The sequence below is a fragment of the Psychrobacillus antarcticus genome (assembly GCF_029533155.1).
Classification (GTDB): Bacteria; Bacillota; Bacilli; order Bacillales_A; family Planococcaceae; genus Psychrobacillus; species Psychrobacillus antarcticus.
In genome coordinates, this window is the sequence record NZ_JAIZDB010000012.1 from 47,344 (window position 1) to 73,483 (window position 26,140).

28 protein-coding genes, 1 pseudogene and 1 riboswitch are annotated in these 26,140 nt (G+C 35.9%); of the genes and pseudogenes, 4 read left to right on the forward strand and 25 right to left on the reverse strand.

Annotated features, from left to right (window positions below; all coding sequences use genetic code 11):
- Nucleotides 1-24: 24 nt before the first annotated feature.
- The 6 genes from LDK52_RS08115 to prsW form a co-directional block, all read right to left on the reverse strand.
- Nucleotides 25-612: a lysophospholipid acyltransferase family protein gene (locus LDK52_RS08115; RefSeq protein ID WP_277585452.1), complete on the reverse strand. Its 588-nt coding sequence runs from the start codon at nucleotides 610-612 to the stop codon at nucleotides 25-27.
- A gap of 1 nt (nucleotide 613) precedes the next feature.
- Nucleotides 614-1,288 carry a (d)CMP kinase gene (gene cmk / locus LDK52_RS08120; protein ID WP_277585453.1) on the reverse strand — a complete coding sequence of 225 codons (675 nt, stop codon included), beginning with the start codon at nucleotides 1,286-1,288 and terminating at the stop codon, nucleotides 614-616.
- A 185-nt stretch (nucleotides 1,289-1,473) separates the two neighbouring features.
- Complete coding sequence (locus tag LDK52_RS08125; protein WP_277585454.1) at nucleotides 1,474-2,121, reverse strand: flagellar brake protein; 648 nt, start codon at nucleotides 2,119-2,121, stop codon at nucleotides 1,474-1,476.
- Nucleotides 2,122-2,197: 76 nt separating this feature from the next.
- On the reverse strand, nucleotides 2,198-3,481 hold the full coding sequence (locus tag LDK52_RS08130; RefSeq protein ID WP_277585455.1) for a PepSY1/2 domain-containing protein: 1,284 nt from the start codon (nucleotides 3,479-3,481) through the stop codon (nucleotides 2,198-2,200).
- Nucleotides 3,482-3,490: 9 nt separating this feature from the next.
- Nucleotides 3,491-4,258, reverse strand: coding sequence for a spore cortex-lytic enzyme (gene sleB / locus LDK52_RS08135; RefSeq protein WP_407081801.1), 768 nt, complete (start codon nucleotides 4,256-4,258; stop codon nucleotides 3,491-3,493).
- 95 nt (nucleotides 4,259-4,353) lie between these two features.
- Nucleotides 4,354-5,052, reverse strand: coding sequence for a glutamic-type intramembrane protease PrsW (gene prsW / locus LDK52_RS08140; protein ID WP_277585457.1), 699 nt, complete (start codon nucleotides 5,050-5,052; stop codon nucleotides 4,354-4,356).
- Between the two features lie 68 nt (nucleotides 5,053-5,120).
- Between prsW and LDK52_RS08145 the strand changes: the two genes are divergently transcribed.
- Entirely contained in the window at nucleotides 5,121-6,086 is a 966-nt protein-coding gene (locus LDK52_RS08145; RefSeq protein WP_277585458.1) for an asparaginase, read from the forward strand.
- 147 nt (nucleotides 6,087-6,233) lie between these two features.
- On the opposite strand, the gene LDK52_RS08150 is transcribed toward LDK52_RS08145, so the two are convergent.
- The 7 genes from LDK52_RS08150 to LDK52_RS08180 all read right to left on the reverse strand — a co-directional run bounded on the left by LDK52_RS08150 (nucleotide 6,234) and on the right by LDK52_RS08180 (nucleotide 12,141).
- Nucleotides 6,234-6,356 carry a hypothetical protein gene (locus LDK52_RS08150; protein WP_277585459.1) on the reverse strand — a complete coding sequence of 41 codons (123 nt, stop codon included), beginning with the start codon at nucleotides 6,354-6,356 and terminating at the stop codon, nucleotides 6,234-6,236.
- 76 nt (nucleotides 6,357-6,432) lie between these two features.
- The gene (locus tag LDK52_RS08155; protein WP_277585460.1) at nucleotides 6,433-7,410 is read right to left on the reverse strand and encodes a YpdA family putative bacillithiol disulfide reductase; all 978 of its coding nucleotides are present in this window, start codon (nucleotides 7,408-7,410) and stop codon (nucleotides 6,433-6,435) included.
- A gap of 46 nt (nucleotides 7,411-7,456) precedes the next feature.
- Nucleotides 7,457-8,224, reverse strand: a complete 768-nt coding sequence (locus LDK52_RS08160) for a metallophosphoesterase (RefSeq protein WP_277585461.1) — start codon at nucleotides 8,222-8,224, stop codon at nucleotides 7,457-7,459.
- Between the two features lie 76 nt (nucleotides 8,225-8,300).
- Nucleotides 8,301-8,933: a CBS domain-containing protein gene (locus tag LDK52_RS08165; protein ID WP_277585462.1), complete on the reverse strand. Its 633-nt coding sequence runs from the start codon at nucleotides 8,931-8,933 to the stop codon at nucleotides 8,301-8,303.
- A gap of 73 nt (nucleotides 8,934-9,006) precedes the next feature.
- The gene (locus LDK52_RS08170) at nucleotides 9,007-9,618 is read right to left on the reverse strand and encodes a LysM peptidoglycan-binding domain-containing protein (protein WP_277585463.1); all 612 of its coding nucleotides are present in this window, start codon (nucleotides 9,616-9,618) and stop codon (nucleotides 9,007-9,009) included.
- An 80-nt stretch (nucleotides 9,619-9,698) separates the two neighbouring features.
- Nucleotides 9,699-11,114 carry a RecQ family ATP-dependent DNA helicase gene (locus LDK52_RS08175; RefSeq protein ID WP_277585464.1) on the reverse strand — a complete coding sequence of 472 codons (1,416 nt, stop codon included), beginning with the start codon at nucleotides 11,112-11,114 and terminating at the stop codon, nucleotides 9,699-9,701.
- On the reverse strand, nucleotides 11,107-12,141 hold the full coding sequence (locus LDK52_RS08180) for a YpbB family protein (protein ID WP_277585465.1): 1,035 nt from the start codon (nucleotides 12,139-12,141) through the stop codon (nucleotides 11,107-11,109). Before LDK52_RS08180 ends, LDK52_RS08175 begins: the two co-directional genes overlap by 8 nt.
- Before the next feature lie 112 nt (nucleotides 12,142-12,253).
- Here LDK52_RS08180 and LDK52_RS08185 point away from each other — a divergent pair, with 112 nt between their 5' ends.
- Nucleotides 12,254-12,502 (forward strand): ferredoxin, encoded by a 249-nt coding sequence (locus LDK52_RS08185; RefSeq protein WP_211893911.1) that lies wholly within the window; start codon nucleotides 12,254-12,256, stop codon nucleotides 12,500-12,502.
- 814 nt (nucleotides 12,503-13,316) lie between these two features.
- Here the strand turns inward: LDK52_RS08185 and LDK52_RS08190 are convergent.
- The 12 genes from LDK52_RS08190 to LDK52_RS08245 form a co-directional block, all read right to left on the reverse strand.
- Nucleotides 13,317-13,910, reverse strand: a complete 594-nt coding sequence (locus LDK52_RS08190; RefSeq protein ID WP_277585466.1) for an ECF transporter S component — start codon at nucleotides 13,908-13,910, stop codon at nucleotides 13,317-13,319.
- Nucleotides 13,911-14,059: 149 nt separating this feature from the next.
- Nucleotides 14,060-14,192, reverse strand: a riboswitch (FMN riboswitch).
- A gap of 289 nt (nucleotides 14,193-14,481) precedes the next feature.
- On the reverse strand, nucleotides 14,482-15,732 hold the full coding sequence (locus LDK52_RS08195) for a hypothetical protein (RefSeq protein WP_277585467.1): 1,251 nt from the start codon (nucleotides 15,730-15,732) through the stop codon (nucleotides 14,482-14,484).
- The gene (sigX, locus tag LDK52_RS08200) at nucleotides 15,725-16,261 is read right to left on the reverse strand and encodes an RNA polymerase sigma factor SigX (RefSeq protein WP_277585468.1); all 537 of its coding nucleotides are present in this window, start codon (nucleotides 16,259-16,261) and stop codon (nucleotides 15,725-15,727) included. The genes LDK52_RS08195 and sigX overlap by 8 nt, the downstream gene beginning before the upstream one ends.
- Nucleotides 16,262-16,306: 45 nt before the next feature.
- Complete coding sequence (locus LDK52_RS08205) at nucleotides 16,307-18,091, reverse strand: ATP-binding protein (RefSeq protein ID WP_277585469.1); 1,785 nt, start codon at nucleotides 18,089-18,091, stop codon at nucleotides 16,307-16,309.
- On the reverse strand, nucleotides 18,084-18,800 hold the full coding sequence (locus LDK52_RS08210) for a response regulator transcription factor (RefSeq protein ID WP_277585470.1): 717 nt from the start codon (nucleotides 18,798-18,800) through the stop codon (nucleotides 18,084-18,086). The genes LDK52_RS08205 and LDK52_RS08210 overlap by 8 nt, the downstream gene beginning before the upstream one ends.
- Before the next feature lie 161 nt (nucleotides 18,801-18,961).
- Nucleotides 18,962-20,146 (reverse strand): c-type cytochrome biogenesis protein CcsB, encoded by a 1,185-nt coding sequence (ccsB, locus tag LDK52_RS08215; protein ID WP_277585471.1) that lies wholly within the window; start codon nucleotides 20,144-20,146, stop codon nucleotides 18,962-18,964.
- Nucleotides 20,147-20,150: 4 nt separating this feature from the next.
- Entirely contained in the window at nucleotides 20,151-21,809 is a 1,659-nt protein-coding gene (gene resB, locus LDK52_RS08220) for a cytochrome c biogenesis protein ResB (protein ID WP_277585472.1), read from the reverse strand.
- 13 nt (nucleotides 21,810-21,822) lie between these two features.
- Nucleotides 21,823-22,032 carry a thioredoxin domain-containing protein gene (locus LDK52_RS08225; RefSeq protein WP_277585473.1) on the reverse strand — a complete coding sequence of 70 codons (210 nt, stop codon included), beginning with the start codon at nucleotides 22,030-22,032 and terminating at the stop codon, nucleotides 21,823-21,825.
- A gap of 41 nt (nucleotides 22,033-22,073) precedes the next feature.
- Entirely contained in the window at nucleotides 22,074-22,808 is a 735-nt protein-coding gene (locus tag LDK52_RS08230; RefSeq protein ID WP_277585474.1) for a pseudouridine synthase, read from the reverse strand.
- A 107-nt stretch (nucleotides 22,809-22,915) separates the two neighbouring features.
- Nucleotides 22,916-23,863, reverse strand: coding sequence for a D-alanyl-D-alanine carboxypeptidase family protein (locus tag LDK52_RS08235; protein WP_277585475.1), 948 nt, complete (start codon nucleotides 23,861-23,863; stop codon nucleotides 22,916-22,918).
- Between the two features lie 60 nt (nucleotides 23,864-23,923).
- Nucleotides 23,924-24,496, reverse strand: coding sequence for an SMC-Scp complex subunit ScpB (gene scpB, locus LDK52_RS08240; protein WP_277585476.1), 573 nt, complete (start codon nucleotides 24,494-24,496; stop codon nucleotides 23,924-23,926).
- A complete protein-coding gene (locus tag LDK52_RS08245; RefSeq protein ID WP_277585477.1) occupies nucleotides 24,489-25,268 on the reverse strand; it encodes a segregation/condensation protein A in 780 nt (259 codons plus the stop codon). Before LDK52_RS08245 ends, scpB begins: the two co-directional genes overlap by 8 nt.
- A 54-nt stretch (nucleotides 25,269-25,322) precedes the next feature.
- Between LDK52_RS08245 and LDK52_RS08250 the strand changes: the two genes are divergently transcribed.
- Entirely contained in the window at nucleotides 25,323-25,826 is a 504-nt protein-coding gene (locus LDK52_RS08250) for a DUF309 domain-containing protein (protein ID WP_277585478.1), read from the forward strand.
- A 118-nt stretch (nucleotides 25,827-25,944) separates the two neighbouring features.
- A pseudogene (locus LDK52_RS08255) lies at nucleotides 25,945-26,140 on the forward strand (IS3-like element ISBsp3 family transposase); the annotation flags it as partial.

A 26,140-nucleotide genomic window follows, 5' to 3' on the forward strand; every position in this document is an offset into this window, starting at 1 on the left:
ACTTTGCAAATGAAAAGATTCTTACTATTTCGCTTTATGTTCGTCTATTAATTGGCCTATTTTCTCCATAATAATATCTGTCACTTCATCTGCAGAGGCCTTTCTTTCACGGTATGGACTAATATCAATTGCTTCGCCATATACTACTTTTAACTTTTTAAAAGGTTTATAAGGTCCTATTATTGCACAAGGGACTACATTTGCTTCCCCACGTAATGCAAAGAATCCCGCTCCACTAAATCCTTTTCCTAGCGTACCGTCCTTACTTCTTGTCCCTTCAGGGAATAATCCTACTACTTCTCCACCTTTTAAAAGCTTAATAGCTGTTCGAAGGGCATCCCGATCACTCAACCCCCTTTTCACAGGAAACGCATTCACACCAGGTAAAATCGCTTTTAATAGTGGAATATTAAATAGTTCTGCTTTTGCCATGAAATGGACAGGTCTAGGAGCAAGTATTCCGACCACTGGCGGGTCTAACGCATTAATATGATTAGAGCATAATAAAATTCCGCCATCTTTCGGAAAGTTTTCCGTTCCAATAACTTCAAATCGATAAATTGGTTTCAACGCTGAAAAAACAAACGTTTTTGCAAAGGAGTATAAATTCATATTAGGACATCCTTTCTTTTGCTAGGTGCATAATTTTTTCGGACACTTCATCAACCGTTAAGGATGTCGTATCAATATAAATTGCATCATCCGCCTGTATTAATGGTGATGCTTCTCGTTCACTATCAAACTTATCCCTTAGAGCAATCTCTTGTTTAAGTTCTTCGAAGTTTGTTTCAATTCCTCTATTATGGTTTTCTAAAAATCTTCTATTCGCTCGTTCTTCTACGCTGGCACTCATAAAAATCTTCAGTTCAGCATTCTTTAATACATGGGTACCAATATCTCTACCATCCATTACGACACTACCGTTTTTACCCATCTCCATTTGTCTTTTAACCATTTCTTCTCGTAATGTTGCATGCGCAGCTACTGCCGAAACAGATGCTGTTACTACTTTAGAACGAATTTCCTCGGTGACTGCTACATTATCGAGAAATACTAATTGCCCAGCTGGAGAAGGTTTTAACTCAATAATAGTTTCCTTTAACAAGTTGGTTAATTTATCTTCGTCTTGCAAATCTATGTTTTCTTGAAGTGCTTTATACGTAATTGCACGATACATCGCACCTGTGTCTACATATGTATACCCTAGTAACTCTGCTGTCTTTTTTGCAATCGTACTTTTTCCTGCTGCTGCTGGGCCATCTATGGCTATTTGTATTTGTTTGTTCAATTTAATTGCCTCCACTCTATTCCTTTACATTTTATCATAGAACAGTAGTAATGAGAAAAAAGCAAGCGTCGAAAAGATAACTTATTTTAGAATGTTATGCCAAGTAAGTTCACATTTTATTTTCACCGTAAATTGGAAGAGGCTACCCAAAAGTTTTACTTTTGAGAAGCCTCTTTTCTTTTCATTTAATTCATTGATTTTTTACGAATAAATAGTTGGCGTTCAAAACAGAATCGTACTATTTGTTGCTTATCTAGATCATCCGTATCTGTAAAATGTATAGAAGCAATTGTTAGGGATCCTTTTTCCCAAATCCTAACTACTTGCGCAAGAGTTGTGACGTACTTAATATCTCCATTGTTAAATAACAATGGAATTAATAACATTACTTCGTCACCAGCTATAAAGTTAACTGGTTTGTTTATGATGACAGCCGTTCCTCCAGCGCTAATATCATCTGTAACGAATTGGTATCTCTCCTCTTCAAATTGTACGGAGATATCAATAGAAGTATTCACACGAACAAAATCTCTACGTTGTATACGCAAAAATTCAGCGTCTGCTGGAAGTGTAAGCTTAACCATAGGGATTTGTTTTGATTTTTTTCCTAATACCTCTGTTTGAAAAGCATAAACTGCCTTTGATTCTTCCACAAAGGTTGCTCTTAGCTGCATGCCATCCATTAAAAAAACCGTTCTATTGGAAAGTGTATCCATTGGATAGTCGATATAAATAAATTGGTCGTCTAAATCTACCACCTTACATCGATATTTTTCTGATTTATCTGTAGAGGTTGGCTCTAGTATTAGTTGTGTGCCGAGTTTGATTTTCATATGCAACCCTCTTTTAATATCATAATTTATTTTCTATTATGACACTTAAGTGGATATATTTCTATAAAAAAAATCTTTAGGGAAGTTTATCTGCATGTAAAATTTCATGGTTTTCAGTATCAATATAAATTTTATATGTGCCAATAGACTCGTTCACTGCTAATAATTGGTAGGCCAAACGTTGTTGCAGCTGTTTATTTTCCACATATGCTAATCGCTCTTCTTCTACCAAAAAGTTACTTGAAAAAAGATCCGCTTTATTTAATGGCACTATTTTTTGATTCTCAATTTTTTCTTTCTGAATATATTCCATTGCATTTAAACCAAGTAATTCACCATTATCCTTCGCAATTTTGAATTGTATACCATCTGCATAGATTAAAGCATCGTTATTTTCGCTTTTTCTTGCAAATGCTAAATGCCAGGCTATCGAATTTTCACGATATTCGACCATCTCCGTGTCAGTAAAACCTAAATTTTTCATATACTCAGCGGATTTATCTTTCATCTGTTGTACGGTTATCGTTGTCTTTTCAAAAGGTCTTTCCATTAAAAATGATAATATATGTCCACCCTTTTTAGTCAAATCTGCATACCCTATTCGAATGCCTTTATGAAATTGGATATGGTAAAAAGGGTAAGGAGCATCTGGTGAGCTTTCTGTTATGTGAATCTTTGCATCCTTAAATTCCGGAAACAATTTAAAGAACTTTTCTTTTGCTTCCGCTGATGTAATATCGGAGTCCTTAATGTGCTGTAAATCTTTTTTCTTTTGTTGATCCGCTTCACTTGCAGTCATTGGGAAATCGCTTTCTGTATAAGCTTTCACAGAGTTACCTAGAGATTTCCAACTCTTTTCACCACTTTGATCTAATTTGTTCTGAACAAATGCTTTAACAATATAATCCTTACTCCCACCGTCTTTGTTTGTAAATGCCCATTGATTGGAAAGGTCCTGCAAGTTTTCTCTAGTAGTAACCATATTCTTTTGCCATTCTTCAATTGGTACTTTGCCTTCTTTCACTTGTGCAGCGCCATTGCCTAGTCTGTTTAAGTAATTCATCCATACTGCAGATGTTTCACTATTTATTGGCAATGCACTTATAGAAGTTCTAATATCTGAAGAAATCCTCCATACATCATCTAAAGGCTGTTCTAAAGCCTCCTTATCTGTAAATAACATTGTTTGATCTACAGATTCTGTTAGTTTCGTTAATTTCTCAGAAGCTGAGGTCAACTGGTTGGAATATTGTACTGCTAATGCATTTTCAAGCCTATTATTTTGTGACTGAACGGAGAAATGATACACAAGGAAAACTGCTGCAACGGAAGACACGATTACCCATATAATTTTTTTCATTTTATCTCCTTAAGCACAGAATATATGCTGTCCTATTGTTTTAATTTGTGGTCTGCTCCAAATCCATTCACTCGTTGCGGTAGCGGGATTAAAATAATAAATAGCATTTTCGGTTGGATCCCAGCCATTTAGTGCATCTAATACTGCTTCTTTTGCACGTTCATTTGGTTCTAGCCAGATTTGTCCATCTGCTACAGCTGTAAAAGCTCGAGGTTGAAAAATTACTTCTGATATTGTATTTGGAAAATCAGGATGTTCCACGCGATTTAAAATTACCGCTGCCACTGCGACCTGTCCTTCATAAGGCTCTCCTCGAGCTTCACCATACACAGCATTGGCAATCAGTTTTAAATCTTTTTCCGAATATTGTGGTGGTAATTGCATATTTGTACTCTCTGATTTTTGTGGGGTTTTTACTTGCTTATCTAAATCTATCCCACCATAATATGTGAAACTATTCCCTTTTTTTATCTGCTCATGAACAAATTCTTTATCATAATCTGAAACACCTACTAATTTTTTCTTGGTGTTTTCTCCTAACAGTCCATCTATGGGAAGGCCATACTTTTCCTGAAAATTCCTTAATGCCCAATAGGTACTATAACCAAACTTACCATCTATCTCACTCTTATAAAACCCTATATACTGTAATCTTGCTTGGAGTTCAATAACGTCATCTCCATAGGCACCTCGTTCTAATATTTGAGCAGAGAAGGCCTGGGTAGTTGGTTGCTCATTGAAAAAAGTATAACTGAACGTACAAAATAGCAAACAAATCAGAATGTACTTTATTTGTTTCAAACGACATCTCTCCTTTTTACTTAGCATGGTGTAAGATGCTCTAAAATATACAAAAAAAGTCTAGCAATTGGCTAGACTTTTTCTTCTACATAATATTCATGATCCACAAATCTTTTTTTACGTGATAAAACATGAGCTTTCTTTACTTTGGATAAACTAAATAACCACAAAAACAGCATAAATGGTACCATCAATAAAAGCTCTAAGCCTGTAATGTCTAACCCTAATATACTATTATAAATCGTGTGCAAGATTAATGGTGCCATTAGTGCAAAAAATATTTCATAACGAGATTTCGTTAAGGTCGCAAATTTTGCTCTGCCGATATAGTATCCCATCAAAACACCAAATAGGGCATGACTGGAAACTGGAAGAATCGCTCGTAAAATTGCTGCCTCCATACCAAAATTCAATAAATATAATATATTTTCAACAGTCGCAAAACCTAACGCTACGCTTGCACCATATAAAATGCCATCATAGGGATCGTCGAACTCCACATGTTTGTAGATAGCAACAATTAGAACAAGCCATTTAAAGAACTCTTCTAATAAACTCGTTACAATAGCTTGATGTATAAATAAAGAAGAAAAAATCTGTTCCTCTTGAAAAACATGTTGAATAAACAAGATTGGAAATGTTAGAATGGCGCCATATATAAATGTATGTAACAATAATCTAGAAGGTTCTGCAGAAATTTCTTTTCGCAAGTAAAAATAACTTAACAGTGCTAAAGCAGGGGCTATTGCAACGGAAAGTAGTATGAACATATCCTTACTCCTTCCATTTCATTATCACTATTATACCTTAAATAATCAGAATATGGGAGGTACTTAAGATGAAAACTATTTTACTTATTCACACAGGTGGCACGATATCCATGCAGGTACACGCTGAAACTGGAGCTATAGTGCCAGCAGATCAAAATCCGCTTTTAATCGAGGCGGAAAAACTTAAATCATTGGCAAATATAGTAGAAATAGAGGCTTTTAATCTACCATCACCTCATATTACACCTATCGAGATGTTGGTGTTGAAAGAGCTTATCGATAACTATATCGTAACTGCTGATATAGATGGGGTTGTTATTACGCATGGAACAGATACCCTAGAAGAAACTGCATACTTTTTGGACCTAACCGTTGATACAGATATTCCGGTTGTCCTTACTGGTGCAATGCGTTCTTCGAATGAAATTGGAGCAGATGGATTGTATAATTTGCTATCCGCTATCCAAGTCGCTTCTTCAGATGATGCAAAAATGAAAGGGGTACTAGTTGTATTAAACGATGAAATACACACTGCGGAAAATGTAACGAAAACTCATGCAAGTAATGTGAGTACTTTTCAGAGTCCACAATATGGCCCTATAGGCTTTATATCTAAATCAATGGTACATTTTCATCATTCTCCCAACCATCGAATTGTCTTTCCAATTGAGCATATCGAGAAAAAAGTCGCATTGTTTAAAGTATATGCAGGCATGGAACCAGACTTGCTAAAAGCTTCCATAGATTTAGGATATGATGGAATAGTATTGGAGGGCTTAGGTCAGGGAAATGTGCCTCCTAGCCTTGTTTCTGTCATTGAAGAAACGTTAAACAAAGGCATTCCAATTGTATTAGTTTCCAGATGTTTTAATGGAATTGCACAAGACGTCTATGGTTATAAAGGTGGAGGAAAAGGACTTAAAGACGCAGGAGTGATTTTTGCACAAGGCTTAAATGGACAAAAAGCCCGACTCGCCTTACTGATCGCATTGAACCATCCTGATCCACAGAAAGCAATTAAGTTTATTTTTTAGGGGTACAGATGATTAAAGAGTAGCTGTCGTAACTCAGTGAGTCTACGACAGCTACTCTTTTTTCAAATGGGGTCAAATTTGGAGAAACTATTAAGTAATTCGTCCATTTAATGTTATCCACTTTACTTCCTGACCATTTACTTGCGTTCACCTGATAGTTACTTGCGCCACATCGTATTTTACTAGCTCAATCCTATTGGTTACTAGCTCTCCATCGCTGTTTACTTGTGGACGATAAGGATTTACTTGCGGAACGGTAAATTTATCCATTACTTATTTTCATCCATTGATTTTGTCCACAAAAAAACACCCCTAATACCAAAAATTTAGGGATGATTCAATATTATTATTCATTGTCTGATTTTCTCATTATTTCTTTGGCAATTTGATCCCCGTGGAATCGTCCATTTTCAATGAATATTTCATTTGCGTTATTACCAGCAGCAATAACACCAGCAATGAAAATTCCTCCTACATTCGTTTCCATCGTTTCCGTGTCATAGGAAGGTCTCCCTGTAGCTTCATCGATTTGAATACCCATTTGTTTTAAAAATGCATGATCAGGATGATAACCCGTCATGGCAAATACATAATCATTAGGAATGTTGAATTCTCCTGTTTTAATACTTTTTAATGTTACGTCAGAAGTTCCGATTTTTATTACTTCTGTTTCAAAATGCATTTGTACATCATTATTTCTGACAAGACCCTCAAACTCAGGAAGGACCCAAGGCTTTATACTCGATGAATATTCGCTCCCTCGGTAAGCTACTGTCACATTAGCTCCTGCTTTGTTCAGTTCTAGTGCTGCATCGATAGCCGAATTTTTACCGCCTATTACCAATACATCTAGACCGAAATACGGATGCCCCTCTTTAAAATAATGATGTACCTTTGCTAAGTCTTCCCCAGGAATGTTCATATAGTTAGGGTGGTCATAATAACCAGTTGCAATGACTATATTTTTAGCTAAATATATTTCCTTTGAAGTGTACACCTTAAAATTATTATTTTGTTTCTCTACTTTTTGCACCTGTTCATATTTATGGACATCTATATTATTTAGTTTCACCACTTCACGATAGTAGACTAGCGCTTGATTTCTTTTTGGCTTTCTCTCTTCTACAATAAATGGAACCCCGCCGATGGATAATTTCTCACTTGTGCTAAAAAAAGTTTGATGTGTGGGATAATTATAAATAGCCTCGACTACATTCCCTTTCTCGATTGCGATGGTTTTAAGTCCAATATTTTGCGTAGAAATAGCAGCTGCTAATCCACAAGGTCCTCCTCCAACGATTAATACATCTACCTGTTGATACACAAAAAAACTTCCTTTCTTTCTTTCTTTCTTTCTTTCTTTCTTTCTCTTAATGCCGTCCACTTATAGTAATTAGATGACATTCAGATTTTGCTCCAAGTCGGAGTGGAACTGCCGTCGTTCCATATCCATTACTAATGAGCTCAGTACTATTTTCTTTTTCACGATAGCTACCCTTTTCATAAATTCCAAATGGACCGAAGCGGATTTGCCCACCATGAAGATGTCCAGCTAAAAGAAGATGTGGCTTACTGACCTTTTTGGCATTATGGAAGTACGTAGGAGCATGCGTTGCAAAAATGATGACATCCGATTCTTCCACTTCTTTGAATGCCTCATATATTTTTACATTCCCGGCAAATCCATCATTAATCCCAACTATACGAACTGAAAAATTATTTTTCTCAAACTTCATGGAGTTATTTTCCAATATGTGAACGTCATGTGAATTTAGGATGCTTCGTAAGTTTTGTTCTCCCACTTCGCGATCATTGTTACCAAACACATAACAAGTACTTCCTAACTTGGCAAGTTTTTTAATATTATCATTTGTTCGTTTTAAAGGTACGCCTTTCTCTGTTAAATCTCCTCCAATAATTACTATATCCACTTTACCATTGAGGTTTCGAATAAGTTTCTCACTTATTTTTCTCCGGTGAATGTCAGATATAAAAAAAACATGAAATTGATGGTCCCTCGGCCATTCGTCAATTAATAAAGAATGGGTATGAACATTTGTTTGAAAAGCTAAAAATAACATATACAAAAAAAGGCCAAAAATTATAAACAAAGCACTACCAATTATCCATACAGCCAATGATATACCCCCAAACAACATGGAAAAGGACAGGGAAATTCCCCTGTCCTAAACTCGAGTTTACTACCTACAAACGCTACTCTTCTTTATCAATATGTAGAACACGAAAACCTGACTTTTCTAAATCTGCTAAAATACGATCAAGCTTTGTATCATTTGCTATTTTTAATACGATACGTCTGAATAATTTATCGGTTTCATCAAAAGTTACGATGGAAATGACCGAGGCATGATATTTATGAAGGACGTCCGTCATTTTTTGAATCTGCCCTTCTGATTCAACAGAAGTGAACGTGATACGCGTCCCTTTAATATTCATACCAAATGCACTTTTAAATTGCTCCACTGCATCATATCGGGTAACCAATCCAAGGAACTTTCGATCCTCGACAACTGCTATGACTGGGAAATCATGAAGCTTAATCATTGCATTTTCGAAAACATCTTCATACGTAACAAATATATCTTCGTATGTCATAATATCAGTTACTTTCGTTTGCTCCATAAACGTTACTTTATCCAGATTGCTATAGAAATAAGCTTTATATACAAGGTACTTGTTGAACATACCCACATACATCCCATTATCTAAAATCGGTAAAGCATCCATTTCTTTTTCTTCTAATTCACGGAGAGCCGACAACACCGATGTACCCACTTGAACTGTTATACATTTTTCTTTTGGGATCATCACACTTTTTACAAACATATTAGCACCTCTTCCATCTTAGGATATACTTTATATATTCAACATTCGTGATAAATATCCTTCTTTCTAACGTTTAAGGTAGCACTAACTTTTGTCCAACTGAAATTTCATTTGATGAAAGACCATTTGCAGATTTTATTTTTTCGACTGCTGTTGGGTCATTATAATAATTTACAGCTATACGATATAGCGTTTCATTTTCCTTCACTATATGCGATTTAGAACTAGTTACTTCAGTAGGTTTTGTTTTTTCAACTACCACTGGCTCTTGCTTTGGCTCTTCTGTCACTTCCACTTTTGGTTCTTCCGTTATTACCGCTGCTGGCTCTTCGGCTGGTTGCTCCGTTTTTTCAGGGACAACTTCTACTGGAGTTTCTACCTCTTCTTTGGTTGATTCATCTTTTTCTGTTCCATTATTAATCGTTTGTGTTTCAACATGAATCGTATCATTTTTTACTACTTCTGCTTTATTTGGATCAGCTTCATAAAAGAATTGTACATAAATAAATATACTAACTGGTATTAAAATAAAAATAAAAAAGACAGTAGGGATTAATAAGTTTTTAGATTTCTTCTTTGGTTTCTTATTTATACTTCTACTTCTTCTCATTTCATTGGAATCGTCATCTTGTCCAATGGATTGTCGATGTTCGTCGATTTTTTTTTGATAATCATCTTGGTTCATTTTATTCAAACTCCATTTCTACCTTCATATCTACTTCTATTATGACGAATATTGTAGAAAAAGTAAACTTAACAAATGTATTACGATGGTAGGAGGATATTTAGTCTATTTTTCCAATTCAATCTATCTTGGTTATTCTTTTCATCTTTTCTCTTTCGTAAGACGCTTGTAACGTCTAACCTACATTTGGAGCAACAATGGGCAGGTTTTTCTAACAATGTTTGGTCAAAATAATGTAGTAGTTGCCGACGGATACAAGTATCATTTTGTATCATGGAGTAAAAACTTTGAATGTCCTGCCACTTTTTTTGCTTAATTTGTTTAAATAATTGAATGGTTTCTTGTTCATTTAATCGTTCTTTCCAGTAAGCTAAAATACGGGTTGTTGTCTCCGCCTGTTCTACTTCAGCGTACTCAGGCTGATAGGCGATATGAATATCTTGTTCTTCTGGAAAGTCTTGCATCGCTACGTAAAAAGTGTGTTCAACATCTGTAGAAGTATATAAAAGAGAGGCGATTGCTTGTTTTCCATCTCTTGCAGCCCTTCCAACCTCCTGCATATAGCCTGCTACCGAGGACGGAATATGATCATGAATAATTTGCCCGATATTATCTTTGTGAATACCCATTCCAAAAGCGTTTGTCGCACAAATCCAATCTAATTGCCCTTGCTGAAACTGTTGCTGGATTAATATCCGGTCACTTTGCTCCATTTTTGCATGGTAATAGGCGATAGAAATTCCTTGTTCCCTTAGCATCGCTGCGTAAACTTCCGTTTTTTTACGTGATTGTGTATAAATTATCCCTGGACCTTCTGTAGAGGTGACTCTGCCTAAAATCCAATTCATTTTTTCTTGTTGGTTTTCTACCTCTACCATTTCATAAGCAATAGCAGCTCGATCGAGTGAATGAATGTATTCAAATGGGTTGTTCATTCGTAAAGTGTTTTTAATATCCTCCACAACATCTTTTGTCGCTGTTGCTGTCAAAGCTAGAACGTTCACATCATTTAGTGAATGTAACCAATTGGATATTCTTAAATAATCTGGCCTAAAATCAAAACCCCACTGAGAAATACAATGAGCTTCATCTGCCACGACATAGGCGATAGAAAGATTCTTTAGCGCTCTGTTAAATTGTTCATTTTGCAGCATCTCTGGGGAAGTGAATATGAATTTAAAGTCAGCTAGGTGGCGAATAGCCAATTCTCTTTCTTGGAATGGTAAAAATGAATTGATGGCAATCACTCTTTTTTCCCCTATTATTTTCAATTGCTCCACTTGATCCTGCATAAGTGATAAAAGAGGTGACACGATAATTACCGTTCCTTCCATCAGGTAAGCTGGTAGCTGATACAGAAGCGATTTCCCCATACCAGTAGGAAGGATTGCGATGACATCTTTTCCATCGATCATTTGTTCAATTATTTCCTGTTGCCCATCTCGGAAGCTTGCATGACCGAACTTTTTTTGAAGAATTTCATTTAGTTTATTCATGAATTTGTTCTCCCTTTGTCAATGCTAAACGTACTTGAAAGAAACTAACTTCTGGTATCCTATCTTTTATGATGGTGAGTTTCTTTGTATGTAACTCGTTTGATAGGTGAAGAACTCTTTCTACCTGCTCTTTCGAAATAAAAGTTGAAATAGAGAAATTTTTATTGGTAGAGACTATTTCAATCACATGATCCTCTATTGTATTAATCTTCAACTTTCTTATTTTAGCAATTTCATCCATAGTATATCCCTTTTCAAATAAGCTATTTGTTTTAAAAGCAGAGTCAGTTAGTGGTGTATCGATGTGAATATCTTTTGCCAAATCTACTAACCGAGGATTTGTCTCCACCGAAATATTATCTAACATAATATGCAGGCATTCTAAAAAAGAAATTTTGATACTCAAATCTGTCATTTGGTAGTATCGAGTCAGTTGCTCCCATGTCAAACCAGCTTTTTTATAGCCACTAAGACGATAAATAAATAATGTTCTGTGTAGGTCATCTAACAAAGGATTTTCGAGTAAATGAACTATTTCCCGCTTAATATCAGTACTCAAGTTGAATTCCCGATAATTATGCTGGATTAAATAATCTTTAACGAAATGCTGAGTGGCAAGATCCTTTTGGTTTGGTACAAATTTTTTCTCATTTGCCCGAAACTGTGACAATGTTTGGACAACTAAATCAATTCTCTTCCAAAAGATTTGTTCCTTCCCTCTATATTGCCAACCGTTTAAGAGGACCTTTTTGTCTTGTGGAAGTGCTTCTATTCCCTTTTCGGTTATATGAACGAGTGATTCTTTTAACTGAATAAAATTCCCATTAATCAATTCAGCTATCGCTGCATCATAATCTTCTTTTGATAATTGTGGAAGAATAGAGAAAAATGCATGAAGTTGAAAATATGTCACATCTTGAATAGTTTGGCCTGATTTTTTACCTTTTAACAAATAATATGGCGCATTCTCAGAACGCTGACCGCTTATCTTATGTATAATAAATAGTAATGTTTGATGAAAACGCATATGAATACCTCTCTTTTCTGAAGTATTTTGGTTGAAATGTAGGAGAAACATCATTAGAATGAATACGATAGCATATTCGTTTTACAAGTTATAAAGGAGAGAGAACATAATAATGGCAAAATATACAATTGTAGATAAAGATACATGTATTGCATGCGGAGCTTGTGGAGCCGCTGCCCCTGATATTTATGATTATGATGATGAGGGCATTGCCTTCGTTATTTTAGATGATAACATGGGTACTACAGAAGTTCCAGAAGAACTAATGGAAGATATGGAAGATGCATTTGAAGGTTGTCCTACAGATTCAATTAAAGTAGCAGACGAGTCTTTCGAAGGCGACGCACTAAAATACGAATAGTATTTAGAATGGTGGTTGTGACAATGTCATGATCACCATTTTTTTATTCTATTAAGAATTGGACAAAAAGACGAAGATCCTTTAAGGTCAAAATCATTTTTTTTCGGAGGCCTTTGGACAGCCGTTTTGCTATATGATTACCGTGTGAATTTTTAGGGATGCTGGTTTGGTTGTGACGGACCTCACAACCAAACCAGCATCCCTTTTTTCGGTAATCTAATGGCATTTACCTGTCCGTCGCCCTTCTACAACACTTAGAAACAGGTAAAATCGTTTTTAGATAACTAGAGAAAAGATACTTTCTTATTGATAGAGCAAGCTCACGCAGATACAATTTCGTTCGCTATTCGCTTCTTTATTCAGTAAACACTTACTATTTCTATTTATTTCCACTAGATTAAAGAAGATCTACATTCTTCATGACAGAATAGTATCCCTAATTCAACAGACGGTTTTATCCCTATATTAATTTGGACTACTCTTATCATCAGAGCGAAAGCCAATGTTAAATCTTATTTTTGAGTACTACACATAATATGATTGGAGTGGAAGGTGGCGACTCCAGCGGGATAAGCGAGAAAATCGAGACCCCGCAGGGAGCGTAGCGAACGAGGAGGCCAACAGGAAGTTGGTCACAAAGGCTTTGCCACAGGAAGTGGCGCACTTAGCCTTTGTTCTCCACATGAAACGCAAATCAGGGGTATCTCTTAATTCTTTGACATACTCGGATATCTGGGATCGCAGCAAAAATAATCTCCTATACTTTTAATCTAGTAAAAAAAGTTGTTCCTCCTATTGGAGAAACAACTTTTTGTTAATTTGTATTAGGTTTCATATATGAACTAGTTACTTTATCAAGGAATGGCTTCATTCGTTTGAATAATACAATCATCACAATAGTTACTAATATACCTTTAATGAGATTGAAAGGTAAAATACCAAAAATAATCGTATTAAACAATGCTGTTCCTGATTCCATTGGGAAATTTAAGAAATAAGAGTACATTGGTAAAAACACATAATAATTTAGTACGCTCATACCAATCGCCATAGAAGCAGTTCCTGCTCCCAATCCGACCATAATTCCTCTTGACGTAGTAACTTTACGATAAATCAGATACACAGGTGTTAAAAACAAGATACTAGTTACAAAGTTTGCCATATGACCAACAGGCACACCAGTTGGACTCCCTGCAAATAGCCAATCTAACACGTTTTTTAAAAATGCAACTAAAATCCCAGCTACTGGTCCCATCGTGATAGCAGCGATTAAAGCTGGTATATCACTAAAGTCCACCTTCAAATAAGCCGGTAATGCCGGTAATGGAAATGCAAGTAACATTAATACAAAAGAAATACTACTAAGCATTGCGACTGCAATAAGCATCCGCGTATTGCCTTTTAACATAAAATCCTCTCTCCTTTTGCGATTCAACAAGAAGAAAAGTTCAGAACGTTTGTATACTTAAAAAACCCCTCGAACTAATAAAAGTTCAAGGAAGAACAAGGTACACTTTAATAAGCGTATCCGTATAAGCATACGAAAAACGACTGCACCTTCACCTTCTCCCATCCAGACTATACTGTCGGCTTTGGAATTTAACCAAATCAACCTGTTAAGGTTCGCGGGCTGAAGAAATAAATTTCTACTACCGCCGGTCGGGAATTGCACCCTGCCCCGAAGATGAATCAATATTTTATTATCCTTCAAGATATTATCTTGAATTAATAACATCTTAACAAATTAAAACAGTATATGCAATATAACTGTTTGTATTTAAGAAACAACTGGGACTTCAGGTTGCGATTTATTTTTACTGTTTCATTTATAGCTTATGAGCTATCAAAGTAATTTTAAGGGCTATTTCGCATAACTTATGGGCTATATTTGAAACCTTATGGTCTTTACACAAGTTTACGCCCTATCCCAAAACAAAAAATGCCAAGCTTAATTTATAAGCATTGGCAGTTTACCTTATTTAATTGGTTTGCATAGCAAAGCCATTCGGACCAATTGGTACTGGAAGGGGGCTTGTTAGATCGATTCCATTCCAATTATCTTGTATCATATTATCTAATTGGATGGATTGATTAAAGCTTGCTGCTGTTAAGGAAAAAGCTTCTATCAAACGAGATGCTTCCCTCGCATCTAATAACTCCAAGTTTAATGGCTCATCAAAATGCACTACCAAACCACTATCCTCTTCCACTGTATACGTCACATCATTCGGTATAACAGAAGCATAAATGTCATTTTCAGGATTTTTCATATCCATTAGCGCTTCTGTTAGTGTTGCAAATTTTTTGTTAAAATTAGGTGTTAAATATGTCTCTTCATTAAAAGCCTTATAGGCAAAATAACTTACCTTCTTCTCTTTACCATTCAGTGCCACTGCGTCATCTAAAGTGCCTACCTGATCCCATTCAATCGGCGATCCATCTTCCTTTACAATTGCTAACGAATCAAAATCAGCAAAAATCTCATCGATGGAAGAAAAATATGGAGCCGCTGTTCCAGGGGTAGTATCGTAGCCGTGATCTGCTGGCAAGTAATGTTTTAACATATTGCCTTCTGCCAAAAAGTAACCTTTGTAAGGATGATAGTCTTGGAATCCAAGGGAAGTTTCATCCATCTCAAACGCATACCTTTCATAAAGTTCCAAGCTATTTGGAATCCTATTTGGAAAATTATATTCGATTTGTTCCTTAGGAATTACAATTGTGATTGGAACTGAAAGAGCATTTTCTAACAAAGAAAAATGAAATACGGTTCCGCCATTTAAATCATTTTCGTAAACGGAAGTAAATGGGCTATCGAATGGCACTAATTCAAACGTGGCAGCTACTTTTTCAGACATAACCGTCATATTATCATTAGAAATTCCTTCTGCTTCTTCCACAGCTTCCTCTGTCACTTCTGACGACTTCATACTGGCACTATCTTGAGCCATTGATGATTCAGCAGCCTTATCATGACTGGAACGTTCATTATTATTTACAAAGGAAGAGACGAGAACAGTTAAAATTAATACGGACGCTACGGAAATGACAAATGGCATCCATTTGTTCAATGAAACGCCTAGCCGATTCCCTTTCTCCATCTTCTCCTGAGTATCAATTACCGACTTAATTTGTTGGTATATTTCATCCTTCGAGCGTTCATCTGTAAACCGAGGCATACTTTTTAATAGCTCATCTAATTCATGATCTTCTGTCTTTTTCTCACTCATGATGAACATCTGCCTCCTTTCGCCTATCAGATAATCGCTCACGAAGTGCTTTAATTGCACGATGTTGCGTTGTCTTTACTTTCCCTTCGGACCAAGTTAAAATTTCGGCCGTTTCTGCAATCGAGAGCTCTTGGAAATATCTCATGATAATGACCATTTTCTGATCTCCGGTACAATCATCCAATGCTACCAATAATGATTTCATCTCATCATTAAGCTGCACTAAATCTTCCGGTAACATATCTGAAGATGCAAGTTGCATCGTTTCCCAGTCAAATGAGTCAAATAACCTCTTTTTTCTGACCGCTTGTTTCCTAAAGTGGTCAATTGCTATATTTTTTGCAATTGAAAACAACCATGTCTTCTCTGAACTTTTCCCCTCAAAGCTACTATAGGCTCTAAGTACTCGTACATATACTTCTTGAACCAAGTCTTCGGCAGTTTGTCTATTTTTCACCAAATATATGAGAAACTGAAAAACATCTTGATGATATGAATCATACAGGCGGTGGAAAACGGAGTCATTCATAGGCTCCCCCCGTTCTTTCAATTAGTCGTTTCAAGTACATATTTGTTACACATTTTTAATCGGTAAATTGATAATAAAGGATGTACCTACCCCTTCTTCGCTTTTCACAGTTAAGACACCATCATGTCTTTCTACTATATTTTTTGCGATAGCCAATCCCAAGCCAGTACCACTTTTCCCTCTTGTTCTGGCCTTGTCAGCTTTATAAAAGCGTTCGAAGACATAAGGAAGATCATCTTTTGGAATTCCATAACCAGTGTCAATTACCTTTATGATAAATTGAGCATCAATCTTACTTAACTGGACGGTAACAGAGCCATTCTCATTCGTATGCCTAAGAGCATTATCGATTAGATTGGTTAAGACCTGTTCCATACGGTCCTCATCAATTTCCATCGATAAATTTTCAGTTAAGTTATGCTCCAAAAACAATCCAATATTTTTTTCTTTAGCAACCTGATCAAATTTTTGTGTTATTCGCTCAATTGTTGGGACAACAGAAACTTTCTCTTTATATATACTAAGATAACCTGATTCTAGTCGTGCTAAATCTAACAATTCGGTTACTAGTCTACCCATTCGCTTAGACTCATCATATATAATGCGGATCATTTCATTTTTATCGTCTTCTGTTGTGACGACATTGTCTATTATTGCTTCTGAATAGCCTTGAAGCATCGAAATTGGCGTTCTGAGCTCATGCGAAACATTGGCGATAAAATCTGACCTCATTTTATCTAAACGATGCTGTTCAGTCATATCACGAAGCACGATTACTGCACCACGCACATTATTTCCACTAGCGTATAAAAGACTGATAGATGCGGCAAAATAGGATCCTTTAATCTCTAGCTTTTCATCAAACTCTTCCTTAACATCGAAAACATATTCCAAAAGATGCTGAAGTTCGGCTGGCAGTTTCGAATCTTCTAATGTTTGGGCATTTTTATACCACTTTTCGAGCAAAAGATCTGCCTGTGGATTACTAACTTGAACTTCAAATTTAGTATCAAACGTAATAACCGCATCCGTCATTGACGTTAGGATACTCGATAATTGCTCTTTTTCTTGATTGATAACTTCTAGATGGTGCTTCAGTTGTTTTCCCATTTGGTTAAAGGCGATTCCTAATTCTCCAATTTCATCCTTTTGTAAATAAGGAACTTCTTTTTCAAAATTACCTTTAGCTAACTCAATAGCAGCTTCTCGCATAGACCTTAGCGGTAATGTAATACGAGAGGTTAAGAAAAAAGTAAACATCGTAGTTAAAAGCAATGCGATAAATCCGGATAAGAAAACAATTTTCGTCGTACTATTGGTAGTCTTACTAACTACTTCCAAGCTTTGATAAATAAATACAGCACCATGTATATTTTCATCGGATTCTAAAGGGGTGGCTAGTATTATATAATCTTCCATCCGATCTTCACCATTCATAGCAGGCATCAGCATTTTCTTCACGATTGGCGTCTCAGATATATATATTTCAGACAAGTCCTTATCATCCAAGATCTTTTCTTGTATTACCTCTTTGTTAAGTCCTTCATGAACAGATAAAAAAACCGATTCTGAATTGCGGACGATTAAAGTATTTGTTTCTGTACCTAAAATATCTCGTATTATTTCAAACGAGTCTTCAACATTGTCATGCTGCTCCACAATTTTACCAATCGTTACGGCCTCTTTACGAAGTGATTCTTCCGCCTGCTCGGTGTGGAAATCTCCTAGAAATTCAAGTAGTAAAACGGTTACGATAAATAACACAAATAAGACGAGAAGCAATATGGTCCCCCAAAGCTTCCCGACAACACTATTCCAAATTCTATTCATTTATGACCTCAAATTTATATCCGACACCCCAAACAGTGACAATCATTTTAGCCGACTTTTCAGAAACTCTATTTAACTTTTCACGCAACCGTTTGACGTGCGTGTCAACTGTTCTTAAATCACCGAAGAAATCATAATGCCACACTTCTTTTAGAAGCTGCTCGCGATCAAATACTTTGTCTGGTGATTTCGCTAGGAAATAAAGTAATTCATATTCTTTAGGAGTCAAACCTACTTCCACCCCATCCGCGGTAACTCTATGTGCATCATGATCTATTGTAAGATGTGGGAAAACTACTATCTCTTTAGAAATAGATGCTCCTTGAGAAGGTGCAAAAGCTGTAGAACGTTTTAAAAGTGCTTTTACTCGTAACACTACTTCTCTTGGGCTGAACGGTTTCACAATATAATCATCTGCTCCTAGTTCAAAACCTTCTACACGGTTTGCTTCTTCGCCTTTAGCTGTCAATAAAATGATAGGTGTATCTTTTTGCAAACGTAGTTCTGTCATCATTTCTATGCCGTCTTTTTCGGGCATCATTATATCTAATAGGATGCAATTGTAATCGAATTCTAAAGCGAGCTGTAATGCAACTTCGCCATTTTCAGCTTCTTCAACTTCATAGCCTTCACGTTCTAAATACATTTTTAATAGTCTCCGAATACGTTCTTCATCCTCAACTACTAAAAGTTTAATTATGTCAGACATAGTTTTATCAAACCTTTCTTTCAACATCTACTTATATTGTACAATTACTGTACTCAAAATGAAAGAAAAGCTCTTCCCTTTATTCACTAAAGAGAAAAGAGCTTTTCAAGAGAGTACTAATTTTTGTGTCAGAACTAACTTATGCACTTACAATTTTTAAGTTATGCGTAAGAATGTAATCCCGCAATAATAAGATTTACTGCAATCAAGTTAAACATAATGATGATGAAACCGATTAAAGCAATCCAAGCCGATCTCTTACCATCCCAGCCTTTTGATAAACGAAGATGTAAGAACACTGCATAAAATAAGAATGTGATTAGTGCCCATACTTCTTTTGGATCCCAGCCCCAGAAACGTGACCATGCTTCGTGAGCCCAAATCATAGCGAATATTAATGCTCCAAGTGTAAACACAGGGAAACCGATTAATACGGCACGATAACCAATTTCATCCATCAATTGAGAATTAGACTTTTTCGTAAGTGGTTGTAATACAGAAGCAATTCGCTTACGCAGTATTAAACGTAACAATATATAAATTACTGTACCGAAAAGAATAGTCCAAATTACAGTAGTTAATTTTTTGGCATTTACTATTGGTGGCATTTCCACTAGTGGTTCGAATGCACCTTTTGTCAGAGCTACTGACTCATTCATCCCAAATAAAGCTGGCATAGTGTATTCAATGTTATGCTGCGTTTCATCTTTACTTATATACGAATATTCTGCTTTATAATCCGCTAGTGAGAAAGAAACCGTAGCAACGATAAAACCTATAACAAGTACTAGAACGAACATAACTGCTTCAATCCAAAAACGTTCCTTGGATTTTTTAGTTAGATCAATATTTTTCAATAAATATATAAATCCTGCTACAGCACTAATCGCTAAAATCGCCTCACCCATTGCTGCAGTAATTACATGAATAGTTAACCAGTAGCTTTTCAAAGCTGGTATTAATGGTGTAATTTCTGTAGGGAACATACTTGCATATGCAATTATTATTATTCCAATTGGTAATGCAAATAATCCAAGAGCAGGTGTTTTATATATAAAGTATATAAGAATAAATGCTCCTACAACCATCATGCCAAATGCAGTAGTAAATTCAAACAGATTACTTACAGGAGCATGTCCTGCAGCAATCCATCTAGTAATAAAGTAACCAAGATTAGCTATAAATCCTAAAATGGTAACGGTAATTGCTAATTTACCCCATCTTTCAAAGGACTTGGTAGTTTTAGAATTGGAGGATTTAACTGCTCCTCCAAATAAAAACGTAGCAATTAAATATGCTACAAAAGCTACAAATAATAGGGTACTACTTAAGGATGCCATATCCATTTCGTTAAACTCCTTCCTCTTTATCCACTTTTTCTTCTAAAGAATCTATATCCTGCTGATCTAGATATTTAGGAAGATGAGCTACTTCTGTAACCTTGTCCAAATCTCTCTTAACACTTAACCAGTTTTTGTTTGTATGAGCAGCAACAACTGTCTGTCCATCCTCTAACAATTGAATCCAGATTCGACGATGATTCCAGTACGCGCCTTGGGCTACACCAATCATGAATATAAGCCCTCCTAACGCAAGAAGTGGAAGTGTTAGATCTTTACGAACTGTTAATCCAGATACATCTCTAGTTTCGACACTTTGGAAAGCAATTTTATGTTTGTTTTCTCCAAGTGGTTCAACCGTTTCTTTGATCATGACAAAGCTTGTTTCCCCTTTAGGGAATTCAGGACTATACATCTTAATTAAAAAGGCAGGGTTGTTAGGAAGTGGTGATTGAGATTGTGGCACCCCTTCTTCAAATCCAGTAAAATCTGCGTAATAATCCATTACCTCGACTTTATACCCCTTTTTCAATTCATAAACAGGCTGAGGGTCTGCTAAATCTATCGTAAATTCACCAAATGATTGTTGTGTTGCTTTATCTTGTAACTGGAAAGTCATCGTAGCCAGTTCATCCAATCGGAAGTCCATTTGGAACACAGAAAAGTTATCAAATTTAATTGGTTTATTTACTTGAATAGATACTTCTTTTACAAATGATAAATCTTCCGTATGTCCCGCTATAGAACCTTCTGGACCTTTATACAAGGCAACATCTGTTTGATAGTTTTTCGCAATGGTCCCCACTCGATCGATTGCTTCCCCATAAACTTCTTTAGACTCTTCTTTTGAGTAGGTCTCATAAATGAATTCCTTACTTTCTAGGAAATAACCGTCTGTTTCGGGCACATAAAGCGTTTCGCCTTCACGTAGCCACATCGTTTCATCCACATAAAAACCCGGTAGAGCACGAAGCATAACACCAAAAAGAAATAGAATAAGACCTAAATGGTTCACGTAAGGACCCCAACGTGAGAATCGTCCTCGTTCTGCTAAGATAGCATTGCCATCACGTTTAACATTGTATTTTAGCTCTTTAAGCTTTTGTTCTGCTTTTAGTAAAGATTCTTCTGTAACATTTGCTTGGTCCATACCAATAATTCGTTGACGCTTTAAGAAACTAATATGTCTCTTTGTCTGCTGTTTTTTTAGAGATTTATAAAGTGGTATAACTCTATCTAAACTTGCAATTACTAAGGAAATACCTAACATTCCAACTAATCCTTGGAACCACCAGGAGCTATATAAGTCCGATAAGCCAAGCTTATAATACATCGTCCCAAACCAACCATAGATTCTCTCATAATATGCTGCAATATCCGTTTCAGTTGTTGCAGGGACATAAAATACTTGTGGAAGTATAGTACCGATTGCTGCAGCAACCAAAATCGCAACGATTATCCACATACCTACTTTTACACTGGAAAAGAAATTCCATACTTTATCTATTATCGTCTTGTTATACGTTTGAGAACGTCTTGCAGATCCTTCATATCGCATATCTACAATTTTTTTGTCATTTGTCTCTTTATTTAATGGACGACCACAACTTTCACATAATTCTGTACCAGCTGGATTAACGTTACCACATGCACAAACTATCTTGTCCATCTTTAAAACTCCTTTATGAAGGTTTAATTTGATCCCTCAAACTCGCATTATCTTCTACAGACATTTCGCCTTTAATAACTTTCTCGATCATACCATCTAGATTGATCAAGATAGTCATTGGCAGTATATCATTATTATACGATTTCATTACACTTCTATTTCGATCAATAGCTATAAGAAAAGATAACCCAAAATCATGATTAATTATAACAAAATTCACCATTTAAAAGAGCCTTACTTATGAAGGCTTTGTGAACAAAGGTCTTATTTACCTATTTTACCTGTCTCTGCTAAAACTCTCATTTGTTTTACTTCATGCGCAGTCAATTCTCTCCATTCACCAGCATTTAAACCGTGAAGCCCTAAGAAACCAAATTGTTCTCTTACTAGCTTTTGAACTGGAAAACCTATTGCATCGAACATTCTGCGTACTTGCCGGTTTTTTCCCTCATGTATGGTAATCTCTACAATCGATTTATCCGCTTTTCGCTCAGATGATAATAGCTTAACTCTCGCAGGAGCTGTCTTACCATCTTCTAAAACGATTCCACGCTCTAGTGGACGCAACTGCTCTTTTAAAGGGACTCCTTTTACACGTGCTACATATGTTTTTTCCACTTTATATTTGGGATGTGTGAGTGCATATGAAAAATCGCCGTCATTTGTTAGAAGTAGTACGCCAGAAGTTTCATAGTCTAGTCTACCTACAGGATATAAACGTTCTTTCACATTCGGTAATAGATCCGTTACTGTTTTTCTGCCTTTATCGTCTGATACAGCTGATATTACTCCGCGTGGTTTATAAAGTAAAAAGTATACTTTTTGTTCTTTTTCTAATTTTACCCCATCCACTTCTACTACATCATTGTCGGAAACTTTTATCCCTTGCTCAGTGACTACTTTTCCATTCACTTTTACTTTTCCTTGTGTTATCATTTCTTCTGCTTTTCTTCTTGATGCTATACCTGCATGTGCAAGCACTTTTTGTAATCTTTCCAACACATTCACCTCGTCCATTCTATCCAATTCATATTAAAGAATTATGTCATACTTTGGGACAAATTAAAAGAAGACAGTCTTTTATAATAACTGTCTCCCTCAAAATTCTATTTAATTTTCTTAACATTGAATTTTAACGCAACCTCATTATTAATCATAACATTCCACAGATAGGGTTTTGTCTCCGATGATTTACGTGGAATTATTAATACATTTTTGGTTGTCTGTTGTTCTTCTTTATTTAGTAAAAGGAAATAATCTTTCTTTACTTCTATTACTTGTTTATCCAACAGGCGATATTTCCCTTTTTCCACAATCTTCACATTATCGTATGTCTGAAAGACTTTTGTTGCAAGTTCAGTATGGGTATTCCAATCATTTGATTGGTTTAATGTTACCACAATAACTTTTTTCCCATTATCTTCAAAATAAGTCACTAGCGTTCTTCCAGCTACTTTTGTATACCCTGTTTTTCCAGCTAAGGCAAATTCATTAAAGTGCAATAATTTATGCTTATTTCCCCAAGTGACGGATTTTTCTTTTGGGGTATAAGATTTGGCTGTTGCAATCTGCTTAAATGCCTCGTTCTGCAAAGCCATGCGGAACATATTAGCCATATCCATTGCAGAAGCGTAATGCTCCTCATGATGTAGTCCCGATGGATTAGTGAAATGCGCATTTTCTAGCCCAGCTAACTCTATCTTTTCATTCATCAATTTAGTAAAGCCCTCTATCGAACCTCCTGTATGCTCAGCAAGCGCATACGCTGCATCATTGCCCGACCGTAACAGCAATCCATACAATAAGGACTCGACAGTCCAAACCTCACCTGCCTGTAAATATAAGGATGAGCCTTCTTGTGTAGCAGCAGCATTGGAGATAGTTATCTCCCCATCGAGTGGAACATTATCCAACACAGTTAAAGCAGTCCAGACTTTAGTTAAGCTCGCGATAGGCAGTTCTGCATTTGGATTACTACCTTCTAGTAATCTTCCTGTATTTGCGTCAATCACAACATAGGAGGATGAAGCCTCTGCCTCATTTAAATTCCACAATAGAAAAAGCAACAGAAATAGTACCGTTTTTTTAAAAATGGATCATACTCCTCATTTTAATTATTTCGATCCTTCAAAGGTCTCTTGAAATTTTGTCATAAATAAATCTGTGTCTTCCATTTCATCAACGGACAAATCTTCTGGAAGTGGCGGAAGTGCTGTGATATCTTTTAACCCAAAGTACTGAAGGAATTCAGTTGTCGTTCCATATAAAATAGCCCGACCTGTCCCTTCTGCACGACCTACTTCTTGTACTAGACCTTTAGCAGAAAGAGTATGAATTGGTCGTTCTGATTTGACACCACGAATTTCTTCTATCTCCACCCTTGTAATTGGTTGCTTATACGCAATAATTGCTAGTACCTCAAGGGAAGCTTGTGACAAAGACTGAGCTGTTGGATTTTCTACTAATTTCTGAATGCTATCTACGTTTTCTTGTTTAGTCACCAATTGAAAGGTTCCCGCTAATTGCTTTATCTCAATTCCCCTACTTTGATTTGTTTTATATTCCTGAATCATTTCCTGGAGGATTTTTTCAATTTCTTCCTCAGCCGAACTAGTTAGAAAAGCTAATTGTTTTTTAGTTAGTCCATCCTCCCCACTTACAAATAACAGACTTTCTATATTACTCATCAATTTCATCTTGGAATTCACTTTCTATATCTTCCTTTCGCAACTGCACAAACAAATCTTCAAAATTACTTTTTTGCTCTACTTGTATAATCTGGCGTTTCATCAATTCAAGCAGGGATAAAAAAGTAGTAACAATCGTTTTCTTATCTCTTGTAGGGAACAAGTCATAAAATGATAATTTTCCTCCCCCTCTTTTTAACACCTCTATAACATGTTTCATCTGGTCTTTAATCGATATTTCTTGCTTGCTTATTCGCGTATTAAGTGGGGCGTTCAGTTGTTTTCTTCGTAACATCTTTTGAAAAGCACCGAGCATATCAAACACATTCGCGTCTAATTCAAGTAATTCTAGTTGTTTACTAGTTTGGTATTCACTTAAATCTGTTGGTGGTCTAGAATAATAGAGTGAACGGGTCTCCTCCATCTCATGCAAGTTTTCTGCTGCTTCCTTGTACTTCTTATATTCTATTAATCTAAGTACAAGTTCATCCCTTGGATCCTGTAAATTTACATCAAAATCATCATCCATGTCATCGTCTTGATGAATTGGCAACAACATTTTACTTTTTATGGATAGCAAAGTTGCCGCCATAACCAAGTATTCACTTGCTTCATTGAGTTCTAGAACACGCATTGCATGAACATGGTCCATATACTGCTCCGTGATTTCTGCCATCTTTATATCATATATATCTATTTCCAAACGATTTATTAAATGTAATAATAAATCTAGAGGTCCTTCAAACGCTTCTGTTTTCACTTCATAAGACATAAAACTCCACCTATTATCGGTTTTTAACATAATTATAGAGGAAAGGTGATTGTAATGCACCCTACATTTCATACTAGTTTTGTGGCGTTTCTCAAACAATTTAATGAGACCTTCGATTATTTTGAGTGTCACGAGTTGTTGGAAGACTATTGGAAGGAAGTTTCGCCAAGAAATAAACATCATGCTTTAACTTCATTAATCTTGTTAGCAACTTCTATGTATCACTGGCGCCGCGGGAATTTTACTGGTGCTATAAAAACTATGGAATCGAGTTTGAAAAGAATGGAAGCAACACAGGATTCCCCTTTCTTTGAGAACTTCGATTACAAAAAGCTAACAGAGAATATGGAATTCGCACTCGAATCAATGATTAACAGTCAAAAATTTCAAGGATTTACCATCGCCATTACTAACCCTACTTTACAATCTTTAGTAAATCAGCTTCCTTTAGAAACGAATGTAGACTTACATTTTCTTATTCATAAGCATATGCTTCGAGATCGTTCAGAAATACTGGAGGAACGAGAAAGAGAGAAAAAAAAGAGAGATGACTTTTAACACTTGAACTGAACCCCGAATAGTAGACACTTTATAAAAAGTGTAGCTATTCAGGGTTTTTTCTTTTTCAAAACCCCGTTATACTAAAATTTACAAACTTTGAACGGGAGAAAACATTATGAGTAAAATACTTTTTAACGAACATCAACAGCGCTTATTAGAAGCCAATCTGAATGTCGGATCCGTATCTGATCGAGCTATTCAATATACAGCGGAATTTAAAATTCGTGCGGTAAAGGAAAGTCAGGCAGGAAAAGGTCCTAAACAGATTTTTGAAGAGAATGGTTTCGACTTAGATATCATCGGATTAAGGA